At 31.2% G+C, this 21253-nt stretch carries 19 protein-coding genes; 17 read left to right on the top strand and 2 right to left on the bottom strand.

The genetic code is table 11. From position 1 onward, the window contains the following. Positions 1–425 precede the first annotated feature (425 nt). The 4 genes from Q3287_RS03360 (at position 426) to Q3287_RS03345 (ending at position 4642) form a co-directional block, all read left to right on the top strand. Positions 426–2306: an exosporium glycoprotein BclB-related protein gene (locus Q3287_RS03360; protein WP_407963542.1), complete on the top strand. Its 1881-nt coding sequence runs from the start codon at positions 426–428 to the stop codon at positions 2304–2306. Positions 2307–2453: 147 nt separating this feature from the next. Next, positions 2454–3215: an epoxyqueuosine reductase gene (locus tag Q3287_RS03355; RefSeq protein ID WP_407963524.1), complete on the top strand. Its 762-nt coding sequence runs from the start codon at positions 2454–2456 to the stop codon at positions 3213–3215. 277 nt (positions 3216–3492) lie between these two features. Next, positions 3493–3768, top strand: coding sequence for a CD3324 family protein (locus tag Q3287_RS03350; protein WP_054277675.1), 276 nt, complete (start codon positions 3493–3495; stop codon positions 3766–3768). Between the two features lie 298 nt (positions 3769–4066). Further along, on the top strand, positions 4067–4642 hold the full coding sequence (locus tag Q3287_RS03345) for a DUF1062 domain-containing protein (RefSeq protein ID WP_407963523.1): 576 nt from the start codon (positions 4067–4069) through the stop codon (positions 4640–4642). 226 nt (positions 4643–4868) lie between these two features. Here Q3287_RS03345 and Q3287_RS03340 read toward each other — a convergent pair whose 3' ends face one another. Further along, positions 4869–5498: a DUF3786 domain-containing protein gene (locus Q3287_RS03340; RefSeq protein WP_407963522.1), complete on the bottom strand. Its 630-nt coding sequence runs from the start codon at positions 5496–5498 to the stop codon at positions 4869–4871. Positions 5499–5810: 312 nt separating this feature from the next. Between Q3287_RS03340 and Q3287_RS03335 the strand changes: the two genes are divergently transcribed. From Q3287_RS03335 to Q3287_RS03300, 8 genes are all read left to right on the top strand, one after another. Further along, the gene (locus Q3287_RS03335; protein WP_054271759.1) at positions 5811–6470 is read left to right on the top strand and encodes a response regulator transcription factor; all 660 of its coding nucleotides are present in this window, start codon (positions 5811–5813) and stop codon (positions 6468–6470) included. A 211-nt stretch (positions 6471–6681) separates the two neighbouring features. Beyond that, entirely contained in the window at positions 6682–7740 is a 1059-nt protein-coding gene (locus Q3287_RS03330) for a lysylphosphatidylglycerol synthase transmembrane domain-containing protein (protein ID WP_054277672.1), read from the top strand. A 244-nt stretch (positions 7741–7984) separates the two neighbouring features. Continuing rightward, on the top strand, positions 7985–10129 hold the full coding sequence (gene fdhF, locus Q3287_RS03325; RefSeq protein ID WP_079740432.1) for a formate dehydrogenase subunit alpha: 2145 nt from the start codon (positions 7985–7987) through the stop codon (positions 10127–10129). Positions 10130–10177: 48 nt separating this feature from the next. Next, positions 10178–11011 carry a formate dehydrogenase accessory sulfurtransferase FdhD gene (fdhD, locus tag Q3287_RS03320; protein ID WP_407963521.1) on the top strand — a complete coding sequence of 278 codons (834 nt, stop codon included), beginning with the start codon at positions 10178–10180 and terminating at the stop codon, positions 11009–11011. Beyond that, a complete protein-coding gene (locus tag Q3287_RS03315; RefSeq protein WP_200908124.1) occupies positions 10980–11192 on the top strand; it encodes a hypothetical protein in 213 nt (70 codons plus the stop codon). The genes fdhD and Q3287_RS03315 overlap by 32 nt, the downstream gene beginning before the upstream one ends. A 40-nt stretch (positions 11193–11232) precedes the next feature. Next, entirely contained in the window at positions 11233–11784 is a 552-nt protein-coding gene (locus Q3287_RS03310; RefSeq protein ID WP_407963520.1) for a 4Fe-4S dicluster domain-containing protein, read from the top strand. A 24-nt stretch (positions 11785–11808) separates the two neighbouring features. Next, positions 11809–13185 carry a [FeFe] hydrogenase, group A gene (locus Q3287_RS03305; RefSeq protein ID WP_407963519.1) on the top strand — a complete coding sequence of 459 codons (1377 nt, stop codon included), beginning with the start codon at positions 11809–11811 and terminating at the stop codon, positions 13183–13185. Further along, positions 13185–13700 carry a 4Fe-4S dicluster domain-containing protein gene (locus Q3287_RS03300; protein ID WP_054271751.1) on the top strand — a complete coding sequence of 172 codons (516 nt, stop codon included), beginning with the start codon at positions 13185–13187 and terminating at the stop codon, positions 13698–13700. Before Q3287_RS03305 ends, Q3287_RS03300 begins: the two co-directional genes overlap by 1 nt. A 76-nt stretch (positions 13701–13776) precedes the next feature. Here the strand turns inward: Q3287_RS03300 and Q3287_RS03295 are convergent, their stop codons facing one another. Then, complete coding sequence (locus tag Q3287_RS03295) at positions 13777–15057, bottom strand: conjugated bile salt MFS transporter (protein WP_054271750.1); 1281 nt, start codon at positions 15055–15057, stop codon at positions 13777–13779. A gap of 193 nt (positions 15058–15250) precedes the next feature. Between Q3287_RS03295 and Q3287_RS03290 the strand changes: the two genes are divergently transcribed. From Q3287_RS03290 to Q3287_RS03270, 5 genes are all read left to right on the top strand, one after another. Then, positions 15251–15673, top strand: a complete 423-nt coding sequence (locus Q3287_RS03290; RefSeq protein WP_407815430.1) for a DUF3783 domain-containing protein — start codon at positions 15251–15253, stop codon at positions 15671–15673. A 100-nt stretch (positions 15674–15773) separates the two neighbouring features. Beyond that, positions 15774–16712, top strand: a complete 939-nt coding sequence (locus Q3287_RS03285; RefSeq protein ID WP_054271748.1) for a phosphoglycerate dehydrogenase — start codon at positions 15774–15776, stop codon at positions 16710–16712. A 380-nt stretch (positions 16713–17092) separates the two neighbouring features. Further along, positions 17093–19117 (top strand): NAD-dependent DNA ligase LigA, encoded by a 2025-nt coding sequence (ligA, locus tag Q3287_RS03280; protein WP_407963518.1) that lies wholly within the window; start codon positions 17093–17095, stop codon positions 19115–19117. Between the two features lie 156 nt (positions 19118–19273). Beyond that, positions 19274–20623 (top strand): ribonuclease PH, encoded by a 1350-nt coding sequence (rph, locus tag Q3287_RS03275; protein ID WP_407963517.1) that lies wholly within the window; start codon positions 19274–19276, stop codon positions 20621–20623. After that, positions 20623–21093 carry a metallophosphoesterase gene (locus Q3287_RS03270; RefSeq protein ID WP_054277662.1) on the top strand — a complete coding sequence of 157 codons (471 nt, stop codon included), beginning with the start codon at positions 20623–20625 and terminating at the stop codon, positions 21091–21093. Before rph ends, Q3287_RS03270 begins: the two co-directional genes overlap by 1 nt. Positions 21094–21253 lie beyond the last annotated feature (160 nt).

Genomic DNA, 21253 nt, shown 5'->3' with positions numbered 1-21253 from the left:
ACAATGATTGCGACAATAATAGCTATGATGATTGCAATGGTGGTCATGATAATTTTAATAGTTGTGATTGTCACCATGGATGTCCACCATCATGTGTAGGGCCAACCGGTCCGATGGGTCCAAGGGGTAGAACTGGAGCAACAGGTCCAACAGGTCCGACAGGTCCAAGAGGCCCAGGAGTAGGAGCAACAGGTCCAACAGGCCCAACAGGTCCAACAGGAAATACAGGAGCAACAGGGAATACAGGAGCAACAGGATTAAGAGGTCCAACAGGAGCAACAGGGTCACCAGGTCCAACAGGAGCAACAGGAGCAACAGGATTTGGAGTAACAGGTCCAACAGGAGTAACAGGAGCAACAGGAAATACAGGAGCAGATGGAGCAACAGGCCCAACAGGTCCAACAGGAGTAACAGGAGCAAATGGAATAACAGGTCCAACAGGAGCAACAGGAGCGACAGGATTTGGAATAACAGGTCCAACAGGTCCAACAGGAGCAACAGGAGCAAATGGAGCAGTTGGAGGAACAGGAGCAGCTGGAGCAACAGGAGCAACAGGAACACCTGGAGCAACAGGTCCAACGGGTCCAACAGGTCCAACAGGAGCAAACGGATTAGCAGGTCCAACAGGTCCAACAGGAGCAACAGGAACACCTGGGGCGACAGGAATAACAGGTCCAACAGGAGCAACAGGAGATACAGGAGCAGATGGAGTAACAGGTCCAACAGGAGCAACAGGAGCAACAGGATTTGGAATAACAGGTCCAACAGGTCCAACAGGAGCAACAGGAATAGGAGTAACAGGAGCAACAGGTCTAATTGGTCCAACAGGAGCAACGGGAAATACAGGAGTAACAGGTCCAACAGGAGCAACAGGAGCAACAGGAATAGGAATAACAGGCCCAACAGGAGCAACAGGGGCAACAGGAGAAGATGGAGTAACAGGGGCAACAGGAGCGACAGGGGCAACAGGAGCAGCTGGAGCAACAGGAATAACAGGAGCGACAGGAGCAACAGGAATAGGAATAACAGGTCCAACAGGTCCAACAGGCCCAACAGGAGTAGGAGTAACAGGAGCAACAGGTCTAATTGGTCCAACAGGGGCGACAGGGGCAACAGGAGCAACAGGCCCAACAGGAGCAACAGGAAATACAGGAGCAGCAGGTCTAATTGGTCCAACAGGAGCAACAGGAAATACAGGAGCAAATGGAGCAACAGGTCCAACAGGCCCAACAGGAGCAACAGGAAATACAGGAGCAGATGGATTAGTAGGTCCAACAGGAGCAACAGGAGCAACAGGAGTAGGGATAACAGGCCCAACAGGCCCAACAGGAGCAACAGGCGTAGGAATAACAGGAGCAACAGGGGCAACAGGAGCGACAGGTCCAACAGGGGCAGATGGATTAGTAGGTCCAACAGGAGCAACAGGAAATACAGGAGCAGATGGAGTAGCAGGCCCAACAGGAGCAACAGGAGCAACAGGAAACACAGGAGCAGATGGAGCAACAGGCCCAACAGGAGCAACAGGAAACACAGGAGCAGATGGATTAGTAGGTCCAACAGGAGCAACAGGGGCAACAGGAGTAAATGGAGCAACAGGAGCAACAGGTCCAACAGGAGCAACAGGAAATACAGGAGCAGATGGAGCGACAGGTCCAACAGGAGCAACAGGAAATACAGGAGCAGATGGATTAGTAGGTCCAACAGGAGCGACAGGAAATACAGGAGCAACAGGGGCAACAGGAAATACAGGAGTAACAGGAGCAACAGGAAATACAGGAATAGCAGGAGCTAGTGCAATAATACCTTTTGCATCAGGTATACCACTATCACTTACAACTATAGTTGGCGGATTAGTAGGTACACCAGGATTTGTTGGTTTTGGTAGTTCAGCTCCAGGTTTAAGTATAGTTGGTGGAGTAATAGACCTTACAAATGCAGCAGGTACATTGACTAACTTTGCATTCTCAATGCCAAGAGCTGGAACAATAACATCTATTTCAGCTTACTTTAGTACAACAGCAGCACTTTCACTTGTTGGTTCAACGATTACAATCACAGCAACACTTTATGAATCAACAGCACCAAATAACTCATTTACAGCTGTTCCAGGAGCAACAGTTACACTGGCTCCACCTCTTACAGGAATATTATCAGTTGGTTCAATTTCTAGTGGAATTACAACTGGATTAAATATAGCGGCAACAGCACAAACTCGATTCTTACTAGTATTTACTGCAACAGCTTCAGGACTTTCATTAGTTAATACCGTAGCAGGATATGCAAGTGCAGGAATTTCAATAAATTAGATTAGATAATTAAAAAAAGGCTTCTAGTATCTTATGGATATTAGAAGCTTTCTTAATATTAATTGATAAGCATAATGGAAAGTACTATTATATAATATAAAATAATAACATTAAACTTGAAAGATAAAATTGTCTAGGGGGGATATTATGAAAAATAAAATCGAAAGATTAATGAATAACTTTGTAAAAGATTATTGTAAATCAAATAATATAACTACAAAATGGCAAGAACTTTTATTTGCTTATGCATCTGCTGAAGATGATATGTTTCAGAAATTAAAAAGTGTTGTAGGAACATCTCATGCAATGCCAAAAGACTTTCTGAAAAATGGTAAAACTATAATTACATATTTTATACCTTTTGATGAAAGTGTAAATGATAGTAACATTGGGGGATTTGAATGTTCAGAAATTTGGGCAAAAGCATATATAGAAACTAATAGATTAATTTCAGATTTGAATAATTTTTTATGTGAAGAGCTAGAAAAGATAGGATTTAGTTCATATGCTATTCCTGGGTCATATAATTTTGATAACAACAAATTAGTTAGTGATTGGTCACAAAGACATATCGCATTCATAGCAGGTCTGGGAACCTTTGGATTAAATAATATGCTTATTACAGAAAAAGGGTGTTGTGGAAGGATAGGAAGTATAATCACAGGTTTAGAGTTAGAACCAACTAAAAGACCAGAACAAGAATACTGTTTATATAAACAAAATAACAGTTGCAAAAAGTGTGTAAGTAAATGTGTAAAAGGAGCCTTAAAAGAAGATGGGTTTGATAGAAATCAGTGTTATGAGATGTGCATGTTAAATGAAGCTAAGTATTCTTATATAGGTGGATGTGATATTTGTGGAAAATGTATAGTTGGAGTTCCTTGTTCAGTAATAAGTCCATCAAGATAAAGATTTAATATCGATTAAAGATTCTGATTATATGTGTAATGAGTCGTAAAGATAGAAAAAATATAAAATATAAATAAAGAATTTGTAATGATTGACAACCATTTATGCTATTGATAGACTTGTATGTATCGTTGTGACATGTAAGGAGGGGTGAGAATTTATGTTTGATTTAATCTTTATTTTTGCATAGCAAGGGCTATTGCAAATATAAAATTTAATATATAAATAGCCCTTTGCTATTCCTAATAAAAAATTAATATTTAATAGGAGAGCAAAAATGAGCTATAAAAAAGCAATACATATATTACCAGAGGAATTACTCAAATTGATACAAGAATATGTAGATGGAGAATATATATATATTCCTAGAAAATATAATAATAAAAAAGAATGGGGAAGTAATACATCTACTCGTGAGGAGTTATCAATTAGAAATATGCAAATTTACGAAGATTATCAAGTTGGATATGATTTGAAATATTTATCAGAAAAATATTATCTATCTTTGAAAAGCATTCAAAGAATTGTATTACAAGAGAAAAAGAAAAGATAGTTAAGAGTGAGTCAGTGTAATTTTATAATTATACTGACTCATTTTCTTTTGGTAAAAGTGTTTGAGGTATAGTTTCTTTTAGGTGGATGTTATAATTTAATTAATTTCAATAACTTATACAATTAGGTAACAAAGTTAGTTGTAAAGTACTTAATAAGAAGTAATAGTCTTTTGTATAAGCGAAATTAAAATTTATTAAAATTAGGAGGTCTTGTTTTGAGAAAAATACTTGATTATATTCCACCTTTTCATAACTTTCTATTAGATTAGTAATATTAATAGAAAGGAAATTTTGTTTATGCAAGAAATACTTTGGGAAGTAGAGTATACTTCCCAGCTACCTGTAATTAGGTATTGTAAAAAATGTGGAAAAAAGACTGAATATATTTGTTCAGATTTATTTAGAGTTAATGCTCAACATAAATATTTAGATATATGGTTAATATATAAGTGTTCAAATTGTGATTCAACATGGAACTCAACTATATATTCTCGTGTTAATCCAAAAAGTTTGAATCCAGAAATACTAGAACAATTCCATACAAATGATAATAATCTTGTTAAGCAATATGCTATGAATGTAGAACTTTTACATAGAAATGGAGCAGAAGTTGGTATTCCAGAATATAAAATAGTAGGTCAAGAGATTAATATTAATGAATTTACACAAATTAGAGTTGTAAGTAAGTATCCGTCTCAACTAAAGGTATCAACCTTATTACGTGAAAAACTAGGTCTATCCAGAAAGAAATTTGATGAAATGTTAGACTGTGGGATTATTAAAAGTATATCTGGAGTTGATTTAAAGAAAAGTAAATTAAATTATGAAATTATGTTAGAGATAGGTGAGGAGAAGCAGAAGTCTTCAAATTAGCTATAATAACTAACTTAATATATTTTCTATAACTAAATCAGTTTAAAAAATAGTGGCTATTAAAAATGAATAGCCACTATTTTTTATATAACTATTATCTCTCTAAATTTTTTAATATCTCATAGTAGTGTGCTATAGCCAATGTATTTGAGTTGTTTTTTTGACTCCATTTCATATTATATTCAGCATAAATCTATAAAAAATTTTATTATGATATTATTGATATTTATGTTTGCTTTATTTTATTCAGGATAGCATCTATAGCTGTATCAGGAACAACTGCCAAATCTTCTGCATTAAAATAATAGATTATATTAGAATCAAATAATATATTTGAATTTGGAGGAAACTCATCATCTCCAAACCAAAGTATAAATATCATAGAAGTATTACCTATATATGTAAACTTGTAGGCTAAATCACCCATGTCTACTTTCTCAGCTCCCATATTTTCCATAACTAACTTATATTTTTCTATTTGAGATGTAAAAACTTCTGAAAGCCTAGCTAGAGTTCTGTTTAAAAAGTTCGGATAGTAAACATTGCCACCAGGTATTTCTTTAAAAGTTACATATTTATTAGTTCTAGGAATACCCTTAGCATTAATTAAGTATCTAATTATCAAAATTTTAAGTTCAAAGTTTTTACAGATACTACCATTATTATTCCAAACTTCTCCACTTGGATAATCTATGATATATCGTTTACCAAAAAAATTTAGTGTGAATCTGTTCAAATCACTGTTGAAAGATATATTACTTAAATTGCTAATTGTATGAGGGTCTAATTCTTTAAATTTTTCTCGAGCATAGTTAAATGGAACATTATAATTACTTTTTGTTAACTTTTCATCCATAATTTTTTCCTCCAATTTAAATAATTAAAGATGTGTTTAGAAGAAGTTCTCTTATTATTGATTTTATTACATATTTAAAATATTACAATAATAAGTTATTAAATAAATTTTGCTATTTAAGTAAATACATATAAAATAAATACAAAGTACTTGAAATGTAAAGTTTTTGTATCTAAAATATTTTATTTGTAAAATATTAAGTAGTTATTGTAAGCTATAATATGGGAGTATAATAGTAGATGTAAATTTGCAAAGAGATTTATTAAAAGTACGGATTAAAATGTTATTAAACATATAAATGGAGGAGTTAGTATGTCTAAGATATTAGTAATAGATGATGAGCTAGATATGTTAAAGCTGATTGAAAATGTATTAAAAAGAGATGGTCATGAAGTGAAGGTAATTAATGATGTAGAGAATGCTATGGATATAAATTTTAACTCTTTTAATCTAATAATATTAGATGTAATGATGCCTAAAATTGATGGTTTTGAAGTATGTAAAGCTATAAGGAATAAGGTTGATTGTCCAATACTGTTTTTGACAGCTAAAAATATGGAAAGTGATATTATGTATGGTCTTGGTATAGGAGCAGACGATTATATAACAAAACCATTTGGTGTAGGAGAGTTAAGGGCTAGAATAACTGCTCATCTAAGAAGAGAAAATAGAGAGAAAAAAAATTTATTAACTATATCAAATGTTCAATTTAACTTTTTAGGTAAAGAAGTCTCAGTTGATGGCAAAAAAATTAATTTTACTAAGAGTGAGTATTTAATATGTGAATTTTTAGCTAAAAATAAGGGGCAAGTATTTTCAAAAGAAAGAATATATGAGTCAGTATATGGCTTTGATGGAGAAAGTGATATAAGTGCTATTACAGAACATATAAAAAATATACGAAGCAAATTAAAACAATGTGATGTTTATACTATAGAAACTGTATGGGGTATAGGATATAAATGGGTGTAATAAATAGAAGTGTAATTTAGTGAAAATATTATATATATCTACAAAATGTTTGTAAAATATTAATCTATATATTAAAATTTAATTTATAGATTAATATTTTTTGTGAATGACAAAATTGTAAGGTATTTTGTTATAAAATATTAATATTCGTAGTGTATACTAATAATAAGGTATTTGGTATTAAATCTTGAGAAAAGGATGGTTATCTCTAATGGATAAACTAAAGAATATTAGAAAGAGTTTACTACAGTATACATTTTTATTTTTACTAATAGGTATAACGATTTATCTAGTGTTTAAAACATTAGACATTAAAATGTTATCAAATGTTATAGTTATGGTAGATAAGAAATTTTTATTCATAGGTGCTTTGGCAATAATGTCTCATATAATGCTTGAAGGAGTAGTAATGAAGATAATTATAGAAAGTACTCACAAAGTTAATATTAGATTTATTGGTTTTAAGTTGGCCATTATGGGATTCTATTATAATTTAATAACTCCTTTTGCTTCAGGAAGTCAACCAGTGCAGATATATGTACTTAAAAAATGTAAAATGCCACTTAGTAAGGCAAGTGCAGTTATTACCAATAAGTCTATTATTTTTCAAATAGTAGTTACTTTTTATTGTACAATACTTGTGCTAATGAATTTTTCTATGTTAGAAAAACAGATGAAAATGATTATGCCTTTAGTTTTTTTAGGGATAGCTATTAACTCATTTGTCCTAATTATGATAATATTAGTTATTTTAAATCCTGAAAAAATAAAATATTTTATGAGAGTTTCTATCAAACATATATCAAAGATTAAATTTTTAAAATTTTTAGATAATAAGATTGACTCTATAGAAAGTTTTATAGATGATTATAGTAAAGCGATAAGTTTTTTTGCCAAGAATAAAAAAGTATTAATTTCAACTATAATAGTAACTTTTATTCAATTAAGTGCTTACTTTAGTGTTTCATTTTGGATATACAAAGCATTTAATTTACAAGGTTACAGTTACGTCTATATATTAACACTACAAGCATTTTTATATATGGCGATATCACCAATACCAACACCTGGGAATGTAGGAGCTAATGAATTGGCATTTTTCACTATATTCAAATCAGTATTCCCTCAATCTTTGATGGGATATGCAGTATTTTTATATGGTGGGTTTATGTACTACTTGATTCTTATTGGAAGTGGAATATTTACTGTAATCACTCACTACAGAATGAAAAATAGGATTGGAAGAAATGTAGTTTTAAGTGAAAATTAAATAGATTTAAATAAGCGTATATTAAAAAATATGTCATAAGAGCTAGAATATTTTAATTAGATAGTTGAAATATAAAGATTATTATGACATATTTTTTTTAAAAATATAAAAGGAATTGTGAGAAAATTGTTGAATTTAATAGATAGTATTGCAAAATATTTGTAATTTTGCATATTATAAAAACATTTCATTATCTTTAAGGTAAATTTTACTTATCAGGGGATAAATCTAAGGGGGGAAATGTATGGAGAAAAAAATTTTAACAGTTTGTCCATACTGTGGAGCTGGATGCCAACTATATCTAGTGGTAAAAGACAATAAGATATTAAGAGCTGAGCCAGCCAATGGTAGAACAAATCAAGAAAGTTTGTGCTTAAAAGGTCGTTATGGATGGGATTTTCTAAATGACCCTAAAATTTTAACACCTAGGCTAAAAAAGCCAATGATAAGAAAACAAGGTGTATTAGAAGAGGTTGAATGGGATGAAGCTATAAGTTACACAGCTTCAAGATTAAATGAAATTAAAGAAAAATATGGCCCTGATTCTATTATGGGAACAGGTTCCGCAAGAGGACCTGGTAATGAAGCAAACTATATAATGCAAAAATTTATGAGAGCTGCAGTAGGAACTAATAATGTTGACCATTGCGCTCGTGTCTGACATGCACCATCTGTAGCCGGTCTGGCTTACTCATTAGGTAGTGGTGCAATGTCAAATTCTATACCAGAGATAGAAAATGCAGATGTCTTATTTATATTTGGATATAATGGAGCAGATTCACATCCAATAGTAGCAAATAGAATAGTAAAAGCTAAAAAAAATGGAGCTAAACTAATTGTTACTGACCCTAGACTAACTGAATCTGCAAGAATTGCGGATATACATCTACCTATAAAAGGTGGAACAAACATGGTTTTAGTAAATGCTTTTGGAAATGTCTTGATAGAAGAAGGTCTTTATAATAAAGATTTTGTTCAAAATCATACACAAGGTTTTGATGAATATAAAGAAATTGTTAAACCATATACAGCTAAATATGCTGAAAAGATTACAGGAATTCCAGAAGAGCTTATAAGAAAAGCTATGAGGGAATATGCAAAAGGTAAGAAAGCTATGATACTTTATGGAATGGGTGTCTGTCAATTTGGACAAGCTGTTGATGTAGTTAAAGGACTTGCATCAATTGCTTTACTTACAGGTAACTTTGGTAGAGAAAGCGTTGGAATAGGACCTGTACGTGGACAAAATAATGTTCAAGGGGCTTGTGATATGGGAGCTCTTCCTAATGTATATCCAGGGTATCAAAATGTAACTGATGATAAGATAAGAGAAAAGTTTGAAAACGCTTGGGGAGTAAAGTTATCTCCTAATAATGGTTATAGTTTAACTCAAGTTCCAAATTTAGTACTAAAAGAGAAAAAGCTTAAGGCTTATTATATATTTGGAGAAGACCCAGTACAAAGTGACCCAGATGCATCAGAAGTTAGAGAAGCACTAGATGAGTTGGAGTTTGTAGTTGTTCAAGATATATTTATGAATAAAACAGCGCTTCATGCTGATGTTATACTTCCAGCTACTTCTTGGGGAGAACATGAAGGAGTATATACATGTGCAGATAGAGGATTCCAGTTGATGAGAAAGGCTATAGAGCCACAAGGAGATGTAAAACCAGATTGGCAAATTATAAGCGAAATTTCTACAGCAATGGGATACCCTATGAACTATAAAAACACTAAAGAAATATGGGATGAACTTAGACAATTATGTCCAAGCTTCTTAGGTGCCACTTATGAAAAAATAGAAGCTCAAGGGAGTGTTCAGTGGCCTTGTAAGAGTGAAAGTGTAGAAGATAAAGGAACTATGTATTTATATGAAGGTCAGAAGTTTTCTACTCCTAATGGAAAAGGTAATTTATTTGCTGCTGAGTGGAGACCTCCTATGGAAGTTGAAGATGATGAGTATCCATTTAGTTTATGTACTGTAAGAGAAGTTGGGCATTATTCAGTAAGAACTATGACTGGTAACTGTAGAACTCTTAGTTCATTAGAAGATGAACCAGGTCGTGTTCAAATAAATTGTAATGATGCCGAGAAACTAGGGATTGAAGATGATGAACTAGTTAGAATCAGTTCAAGAAGAGGAAGTGTAATAACAAGAGCAACAGTTACTGATAGAGTTAAGGAAGGTGCAACGTATATGACTTATCAGTGGTGGGTTGGAGCTTGTAATGAACTTACAATAGCAAACTTGGACCCTATATCTAAAACACCAGAATATAAATATTGCGCTGTTAAACTGGAGAAACTTGAAGACCAAGAATTAGCAGAAAAATGTGTGAAAGAAGAGTATCAAAATCTTAAAGATAAAATGACTGCTACAAATATTTAGTAGTTAATTGTAATAAAGATTTATAAAAAGCGGAAAGGCTAATATTTTATGAATAATATATACTCAAAAACTAAATTACAAGAAAACAGCAAAGATGAAGTTTTTGAAAACAGTTATAGTCTAGTGGATTATAAATATTTAAATTCTTTTAATGTAGAAATAAACAAAGTAAATGAATATGAACTATCAACAGACAATGAAGAAATAATTGCAGAATATCCGCTTAGTTTTATTTTGAATGATAAATATGTAAATACATTTTTATGTACGCCATATAATTTAGAAGAACTTGTAGTTGGTTTTTTGAAAACAAAGGGATATATAGAAAACAAAAGAAGTTTATTGAGCTTGGAGATAAATGAGAAGGAACGTTTTGCAAAAGTAAATATTCAAAATAAACAGGAAAGCAAAGATGAGCAAATTATATTTTTGAATTCACTAGACTATATAAAATGTACTCCTGTAGAGAGTGATATAAAAATAAATTATGATACAGTTTATAGCATAATGGATAGAAATTTAAATTCGTCATACTTATTCAAAAACACAGGTGGAGTGCACAGTGTGTCCATATTTAATTACAATAAAAATATAGTAACCTGTGAAGATGTGGCTAGACATAATGCAATGGACAAGGCAATTGGATTTTGTGTCTTAAATGAGATATCCTTGAAAGATAAAATTATAGCAGTAAGTGGAAGAATATCATTAGAGATGATATTGAAAGCGGCTATGACCCAAATTCCTATTGTAGTATCAAAATCAGCACCAACTAATTTATCAATAGAGCTTTCTAAAAAATTAAATATAACTCTTATTGGGTTTGTGAGAGGAAGACGAATGAATATTTATGCAAACCCACAGAGAGTTATCAAAAAGTGAGACTGAGTATATGTGTGCTAAAAAAGAAGAACAAAAATATTCAAAGTGTGAAATCTGTGGAGTATTAATTGATGACACTGATAAAGTATATGAAAACACATACAATTTGTGTAAAAAATGTAAGCGAAATATAAGTACTGAGAAAATCTTAAAATATATAAATATATATAATGAAAAATAACTAGGGATTTAGAAATATACAAATTGAAAGGTGGGATAATATGAAAAATAAAATAGGCTCTTTTGTAATAGCAGACCCAAACAAATGTACAGGTTGTAGAGCTTGTGAAGTAGCTTGTTTTACAATGCATAATCAACATAACAATGTAGGTTATACAGTTGGAACGGTTGATATACCTGTTATACCTAGACTTTATTTGGTAAAAGGTGATACTTTCTGTATGCCGATACAATGTAGACACTGTGAAGATGCTCCTTGTCTAAACTCATGTCCACAAAAAGCTATAATCAAAGAAAATAACATTATGTCTGTAAATGAAGAAAAATGTATAGGATGTAAAACTTGTCTGCTAGCATGTCCTTTTGGAGCTATAGATTTACTTCCACAATATGAAGATGGTAAAGAAGTAGAACAAGTAATTTTAGAAGAAAATAAAAAAATAGCTTATAAATGTGACTTATGTAAAGACAATGAAAAGATAGCTTGTGTAAGTGCATGTCCTCAGGAAGCTTTAAAACTTGTTACTCCAATAGATGACAAAAAGGCTAAGAATATACAGGCTGCACTTAGCTTATTGTTAACAAATAAATAAAGGATACAGGGGTAGGTGACGTTTATGATAATAAATATAGATAAAGATTTATGTACTGGATGTAGAGAATGTTCCAAAGTCTGTCCAGTAAATGCTATTGAAGGTGAAGAGGGAAAACCACAAGAAATAAATTTAGATAGATGTGTTATGTGTGGTCAATGTGTTCAAACTTGTAAATCATATGCCTCAGTCATAGATGAAGGATTCGAATTTTTGCAAAGTAAAAAAGAAGAAAGAGATATACCAGAATCTATAAATGAACCTATATTTGCAGCATATAATGTATGTGATGTAGATAAGGTTAAAAAGGCTTTAAATGACCCAAATGTATTTACTATGGTTCAATGTGCACCTGCAGTTAGAGTAGCTTTAGGTGAAGATTTTGGATATTATCTAGGATACCTAGGTGCTGGCAAAATGGCAGCAGCACTTAGAGCTTTAAATTTTGATAGAGTATATGATACTAACTTTGCAGCAGATTTGACTATTATGGAAGAAGGTAGCGAGTTGATTAAAAGGGTGACAGAAGGTGGAACTCTTCCAATGTTTACATCTTGTTGTCCAGCATGGGTAAAGTTTATGGAAAAAAATTATCCTAAATTAACTAATCATTTATCTTCTTGTAAATCACCTCAACAGATGGGTGGTGCAATATTTAAAACTTATGGTGCAGAAATAAATAATATAGATGCATCAAAAATATTTAGTGTTTCTATAATGCCATGTACATGTAAAAAATATGAATGTGATAGAGAAGAAATGGATTCTAGTGGATATAGAGATGTAGATGTAGTGTTAACTACAAGAGAATTAGCTTATCTAATAAAAGATATGGGAATTGATTTCAAAAACTTAAGAGAAGAAAAGTTTGATAGTCCTTTAGGTAGCTATAGTGGAGCTGGAACTATATTTGGTGTTACTGGTGGAGTTATGGAAGCGGCTATAAGAACTGGTTATGAGCTTATAACTGGAGAAAGTATTCCTAATGTAGAAGTAAAACAAGTAAGAGGAGAGAATGGTTTTAGAAAGTCAACTATTAAGATAGGAGATTTAGATCTAAGAGTTGGAGTAGTGAGTGGACTAAAAAATGTAATACCAGTACTTGAAGATTTAGAAAAAGGAAAATTAGATGTAGATTTTATTGAAGTTATGACTTGTCCTGTTGGATGTGTAAGTGGCGGAGGTCAACCAAAAATTTTACTAGAAGAATATAAAGAATTAGCCTATGAAAATAGAACAAAGGCAACATATGTGCATGATGAGCATTTGGCAGTTAGAAAATCTCATGAGAACCCTGAGATTAAAAAATTGTATGATGAATATCTAGTAGAACCATTAGGAGAAAAATCTCATCATTTATTACACACTACATATTGTATAGGAAAGGAAGTGGCTAAGTAATGAACTATTTTGTTATAGCGGACCCTGATAAGTGTATAGGATGTAGAACTTGTATGATAGGATGTGTAGTTGCACATTCAGATGAGGATATTTTTTACAAAAACCCAGATGAGATAAATTTTAACCCAAAACTTTCTGTTATAAAGACAAAGGAAGTTAGTGCCCCAATACAATGTAGACATTGTGAAGATGCTCCTTGTGCAAAGGCATGTCCAAATGGTGGTATAGTTAGGATAGGGAACACAATAAAAATAAATGAAGAAAATTGTATAGGATGTAAGACTTGTATGTTAGCATGTCCTATAGGTGCAATAGATATAGTTACATTAAAAGACATAGACGAAGGAAAGCTTTGTTTTAGAGAAAGAATGACAGCAAATAAATGTGATTTTTGTATAGAATCTCCAGAAGGACCTGCATGTGTAAATGTCTGTCCAACTAAAGCATTTACTATAGTTAAGGATGAGGATATAGATAGCAAAGTTAAAAACAAAAGAAAGTTAGCTATATTGTAATATATAAAAAGATGGAGCTCTCTTTATTATTAAGAGTTCCATCTTTTTAATTATTGTTTATATATTAAAAAATCAATTATTGCATTAGTTTATCGAGCCTTTCTCTATTCATTTTTTTCATTCCTATAGAAGTTATAATAAGTAAAGTATAAGCAATTATAACTGATAAAATTATGATGTACCAAGAAAATCTATAACCAAAGTTATCAACTAGTAATCCAAATAATGTCGAACCTAATGCAAAGCCTACTGCAAAAATTAATTGTACGATTCCATATATACTACCAAACTCTTTTTGGCCAAAGAAAGTACCTGTTAAATAAGCGGGTCCAATCATATAAGCAAATACAGAAAGCCCTTTTAAGGTAGCAAACACAAATGCAAAAGTAGAAGATTTATCTACAAGTAGTAGTGATAAAGTAGCTACAAGGACTAATATGAAAGCTACAATAAGTGGCTTTACTTGACCAAATTTATCAAACAGTAATCCTCCAAATATATTACCAATGAGAGCGAATAAAGCAAAAACGGAGCCTACTGTTCCTACTAAAATTGGATTTAGATAATTTCTAAGGTAAGTTGGATATTGTACAGATAATGATGAAACATATATACCTACAAATATAAATCCAATTGCCATAATCCAAAAATATTTAATTTTTTTAGCTTCTTTCAACGTATAACCCCATACTGAAGAAGAAATTGCATCGGATGAGTTCTCTTTTTTTCCTTTAGACCTTACTATTTCACTGGCATCCTTAGGCATTCTAAGTATGAATAATATTATAGGTATACCAATTATCAATGCTGCAATCCCAAATATTAGATAAGAGCGACTATATCCTTGAGATGCTAATAAACGAACTACAAGTGGTTGTAGAAATATACTACCAATAGAACCACCAGCAAAAGCAAATCCTAGAGCCTTTCCTTTACTTTCTTCATCAAACCAAGCACTTATTAAAACAGGTATACCTATAGCAGATATAATTGTAGCACCAACTTGCACAATACATGATAAAGTATAAAATTGCCATAGCTTAGTACATATAGAAAAAGTAGCAAAAGCAATACTAGAAATTATACAGCCTAATAAATAGAGTGTCTTAAGATTGACTTTAGAAAACAATTTACCAATAAAAGGTGATACAATTGCTGAAGCAATCGTACCAATGGTGAATATTAGAGAAAAAGATGCCAAACTAAAGCCTTCCCCTTCAACAACATAACTTATAAACTGAGGTTGTATAGTAGCTACGAGATTAAATGGAATAGCCTGTATCAACATACAACCAAGTACTATAACCCAAGCGTTTGAAAAGTTTTTAATGCTAAATTTATTATTTAGTGTATTCATTGTATCTCTCCTTTAGATTAGGATTTGTAAATATTAATCTAATTATTCCAGTTTTACAGATTAGTTTTGGATAGTGTAGCTATTTAAATGTAATTTTGGGTATTAATATAAAAATTCTCTATTAAAAATTGATTATTTTAAACGGATGAGGTAAATTAACATATATAGATAGATAAATGAAAGGATGGATGAAATGTCATTTGAAAAAATAAATAATAATAATCTAGATAAAATACACAATAGAAAGTGTATCATGTTTGTAAATTTTAATAAAAAAGAATTATCACTAATTAAAAATGTTAGTAATTTTGCTGGAATAAGAGACCACATTATCTTAAGCGATAAAAATGGGGATGACATAATTAGAGATATTTTGGATGGAAATACATCAAATAAATGTGAAAATGGAATTAAGAGTAAGTCTGTGATATTTAATAACATTCCAAGTACACAAGTGAATGCATTTTTGGAAGGATTAAAAAAAGTGAGGATAAATAAGCCTTTTACAGCTATGGTAACTGAAACATCTATTGATTGGACATTAAATAATTTAATAGAAAATTTAGTTCAAGAACGTAATGCAATGGTCTTAGGAAAAACAATTGAGCATAAATAAATTTGAGACATCTTCTAGTGAGTTTAACTAATATACATTAAGTATCATATTGTACTGTAGGATATAAAAGTTTTAATGTGAGTAGATGGAGGAGATTAAGATGAAAGTTTTATTTACAATAAATTATGGAAAAGAGAAGTTCGAGAAAATAAGTGAATTAGGATATGATGTTATACACTACTCTGAAGATAGTATTGAAAATAATGAAGATGTAAATACTGCAGATGTACTAGTTACATATAATCCATTTAGCAGACTAGATATTTCTAAAATGAAAGATTTAAAGTATATACAGACAACTAGTGTAGGTATAGACCAACTTCCAAAAGAAGAAGTATTAAAGAGAGATATTAAAATAGCAAATAATAGAGGTGGATATAGTATACCTATTGGTGAAAGCATAGTTATGTATATTTTAGAAATCTATAAAAATAGTGCAAAGTTTTTTAAACAGCAACAAAACAAAGAATGGAAGATGGATTTTTCTGTATCAGAATTATATGGGCAAAGAGTTGGATTTCTCGGAACAGGTACTATATCATCAGAAGCAGCTAAAAGATTGAAGGCTTTTGGCTTAGAAATATGGGGAGTAAACACTGATGGAAGTAGTAAAAAATACTTTGATAAATGTTTTGCTACTGATGATATGAATGTTGTATTTGAAGAATGTGACATAGTTGTAGTAGCAATGCCTTCTACAAAAAGTACAGATGGAATAGTAAACAAAGACATGTTTAAACTTATGAAAGAGGGTTCTGTATTTATTAATGTTGGCAGAGGAAATACAGTTAATCAGAAAGATTTAGAAGAATGCGTAGAAAAATTTAGAGGAGTAGCATTAGATGTATTTGAAAGTGAACCTTTAAGCCAAGAGAATAAGTTATGGGAGTGCGAAAATGTCATAGTAACTCCTCATAATTCTTGGGTATCTGATAAGAATAAGGAAAGAACATTTAATATGGTTTATAATAATTTGAAACACTATATAATGGAGAATAAACCTATAGATAATGTTGTAGATATATCAAGAGGTTATTAAACATAAAAAATTTAATGAAAATAAAAGGGGTTGTCTTAAAATTGATTTTTTCTAATCAAATTTTAAGTCTAACTCCTTTTTTAATTTAGTAAATCACAACTACTTTATGTTCTATGGCAACTCAACATAGAATACTTAGTATTTTGAGAATGAAACTTATGCAATTGAAAAACAAAGAGACACAATAATTATACTTTCTAACAATATCTACAGAATTGAGGAAGAGTTCCTACATTATGTGTAGATTTTTGGATAAGCACTTTTTTGTAATAAATTTAAAGTCAAAAAAGTGATATACTAAAAAATGTATAAATAGGAAATAATCAATTATAAGGAAATCTTAAAATAATTTAATTTAAAAAATATAAAGAGGTGTAAAAGTGAGCGTTAAAGATGAGATTAATAAACTTATAGAAAAAATAAACTACCATAATGAAAGGTATTATAATCAGGATAGCCCAGAAATATCAGACTATGAATATGATAAATTAATGAAAGAATTAATTTTTTTAGAAGAAGAAAATCCCGAACTAAAGAGAATTGATTCTCCAACAAATAGGGTAGGAGGTAAGCCATTAGACAAATTCAATCAAATTGTTCATAAAGCTCCTATGTTAAGTCTATCGAATGCTTTTTCAGAACAGGACTTAAAAGATTTTGACAAGAGGGTTCAAGAATATGTAGGAGACAATGTTGAATATGTTGTTGAGTTTAAAATAGATGGTCTTTCTGTAGGTCTTACTTATAATAATGGAGAGTTCGAAAAAGGTGCAACTAGAGGAGATGGGATTGTAGGAGAAGATATCTCTCACAATTTGATGACAGTAAAAAGTATACCTCTTAAAATAAATGACAAAAAAGAACTAATAGTTAGAGGAGAAGTATATATCTCGAAAGATAATTTTAGAAAAGTAAATGAACAACAAGAAGAACAAGAACAGCCTTTATTTGCGAATCCAAGAAACCTTGCAGCAGGCTCATTAAGACAATTAGACCCAAAATTAACTGCCAAAAGACCTTTAGATATATTTATATTTAATATGGAAAATATAGAAGAATATGATTTAAAAAGTCACAGTGAATCCCTAGAGTATTTAGAAGAATTAGGATTCTCAGTAAGCCAAAGTTATAAAGTTTGTAAAAATATCGATGAAGTTATTGAACATATTGAATACTGGACGGAGAATAGAGGTAATTTGGAATATGAGATAGATGGTATGGTAATAAAAGTAAACAATATAAAACAGAGGGAAGAAATGGGATATACAGCAAAAAGCCCTAGATGGGCAATTGCATATAAGTTTCCAGCAGAAAAGAAAAAAACTAAAATAATAGATATAATAGTAGAAGTTGGTAGAACAGGTACAATAACACCTTCAGCAATACTTGAACCAGTCAGACTTGCAGGTACTACTGTAAGTAGAGCTACACTTCATAATGAAGATTATATAAGAGAAAAAGATATAAAGATAAATGACACAGTATTAGTTCAAAAAGCAGGCGATATAATACCTCAAGTTTTAGAAGTTATAACAGAAGAACGTACTGGAGATGAAATAGATTTTAAGATGCCAGAAAAATGCCCTGTATGTTCAGAACCAACAGTAAGATTAGAAGGGGAGGCTGCTATAAAGTGTATAAATATGTCTTGTCCAGCTCAAATAAGAAGGGGAATTATACACTTTGTATCAAGAGATGCAATGAATATAGATGGTCTAGGAGAATCTATAATTACATTATTGCTAAATGAAAAAATAATCCAAGATGTATCTGATTTATACTATATAAAAAAGGAAGATGTAGTCGACCTAGAGAGAATGGGTGAAAAGTCTGCTGATAATTTAATAAATTCAATTGAAAAGTCAAAAGAAAATGATTTATGGAGACTTATAAATGGATTAGGTATCAAATTTATAGGAGTTAAAGCAGCTAAAATACTTGCATCTAACTTTAAGGATTTAGATGATGTAATTTCTTCAACAAGTGAGCAACTGGAAGAATTAGAGGAATTCGGAAGTATAATGGCAAACAGCGTTGTAGAGTTTTTTAAGGAAGACAAAAATATAAATGTTATAAACAAGTTGAAAAGTGTAGGAGTAAACACAAAATCATTGGATAATACAGGCGAAAATGTAGAAAAGATATTTGAAGGAATGAAAATAGTATTGACTGGTACACTTCCTACATTAAAAAGAAATGATGCAAAAGATATGATAGAAAAAAGAGGTGGAAAAGCTACATCTAGTGTAAGTAAATCGACAACATTTGTTTTGGCAGGGGAGGAAGCTGGCTCTAAACTTACTAAAGCAAATGATTTAGGAATTAAAGTTATAGATGAAGATAGTTTTTTAGAATTATTGAATTTATCATCGAAAGATGAAGTAAAAGCTATATTAGAGGGCTAAAAAGTCGTTTAATTTACTAGAAAACTACTATAATTAATGATAGAATAGTTCAGTAAGCTAATGAGATTATAAAAAAACAATATAATATTTGATTAAATTAAAAATTATAAAAAATAACTTTATAAAATATAAAAAATATAAGAAAGGATATTAAAAATGACCAGAAGTTATGATAGAAGTAATGACCAGATAAGACCTGTAAAGATAAGCAGAAATTATACAAAGTATGCAGAAGGCTCTGTTCTTATAGAAATGGGAGAGACAAAGATTATATGTACTGCATCAGTAGAAGAGAAAGTACCTCCTTTTTTGAGAAATAGTGGTACTGGATGGATAAATGCTGAATATTCTATGTTACCAAGAGCAACACAACAAAGAAAGATAAGGGATGCATCTAGGGGGAAAATCGACGGAAGAACACAAGAGATACAGAGATTGATAGGAAGAGCAATAAGGTCTGTTGTAGATTTGAATAAATTAGGTGAAAGAACTATTTGGGTAGATTGCGATGTTATACAAGCTGATGGAGGAACTAGAACAGCGTCTATAACAGGAGCCTTTGTGGCAGTTGCAGAAGCAATATATAAATTGTATAAAGCAAAGACAATAAAAGAAATGCCAATAACAAATTTTGTATCTGCAATTAGTGTTGGAATAGTAAATGAAACACATATGTTGGATTTATGTTATGAAGAAGATTCTAAAGCACAGGTAGATATGAATATAATAATGACTGATAAGTGTGAGTTTGTAGAAGTACAGGGGACTGGAGAAGAGAAACCTTTTTCGAGAAAAGATTTAAATTTATTGTTAGAGTTAGGAGAAAAAGGGAATAAAGAATTAATAAGGTTTCAAAGAGAAGCTTTAGGTGAAATAGCAGATGAGATATTAGGTATGGAGTATGGTAATGAAGTAGTAATTGCTACTAATAATGCTCATAAGTTAGAAGAAATAGGTGAAATCTTAAAAGACTTTGAATATACAGTGTATTCTTTAAAAGATGTTGACCTAGCAGGTATAGAAATAGTTGAGGATGGAAAAACATTTGAGCATAATGCATTAATAAAAGCTAGAACAATAGCTAAAAAAACTAAACTTATAGCAATATCAGACGATTCAGGTTTAGAAGTAGATGCTTTAGGCAAAAAACCTGGTGTTTATTCAGCTAGATATGCAGGAGAACATGCAACAGATGAAGAAAATAGAGAAAAGCTATTAAAATCTATGCAAAATATACCAATTAGTAAAAGAAATGCAAGATTCGTCTCTGCAATAGCAGTAGTTTTCCCAGATGGAAAAGAGTTTGTAGTAAGAGGAATCTGTGAAGGAACAATAGGTTTTGAAGAAAAGGGTAAAAATGGCTTTGGATATGATAGCTTATTTATAGTAAAAGGATATAATAAAACCTTTGGTGAGATACCTAGTGTTATAAAAAATTCAATCAGCCACAGAGCAAATGCACTAAAACTTATGAAACAAGAGTTTATAAAAAGGGTAGTGAAGTAATGAAGATAGGTATAGTAAGTGACACACATATGATGATTAAAAATATGGAAAAAGCAATACCATATTTGAAAGAATGTGACCTAATAATTCATGCAGGAGACAATTTTACAGACTCAAGATATATTTACAGCATGACTAATGTGGGAATCATTGCAGTTAAAGGTAATTGTGACTTTGATGCTGTTGAGGAAGAAGTTGTCTTTGAAGTAGCAAATAAAACTATATTTTTATGCCATGGAGATAAGTATGGTGTAAAATACGGAACACAGATGTTAGAAAACAAGGCAAGTGAAGTTGGAGCTGATATAGTTATATTTGGTCATACCCATACTCCGTTTAGAGAAATTAAAGATAATGTGCTTTACATAAATCCTGGAAGTACTTCACTTCCAAGAGGAGTATCGTATAAAAGTTTTGTTATTATGGACATAGAAGATGATGACATAAATATTGAAGAAATACGTATATAAGGGTGTATTTATCCAAAAAAACGGCAAAAAACACTCAAAAAATTAAATTTTATCAAATAAGTGCAACGATATTAATGGAACACTTGTAAATAAAAAAACTTATGTGATATAATTAAGTGGTTGAATTATAAATAGAATGAATTATGATACCATTATCGGG

Source organism: Clostridioides sp. GD02404 (assembly GCF_045898275.1).
Lineage (GTDB): Bacteria > Bacillota > Clostridia > Peptostreptococcales > Peptostreptococcaceae > Clostridioides > Clostridioides difficile_A.
The sequence above is the reverse complement of the archived record's forward strand: the minus strand, read 5'-3'. Positions and strand labels throughout refer to the sequence as shown.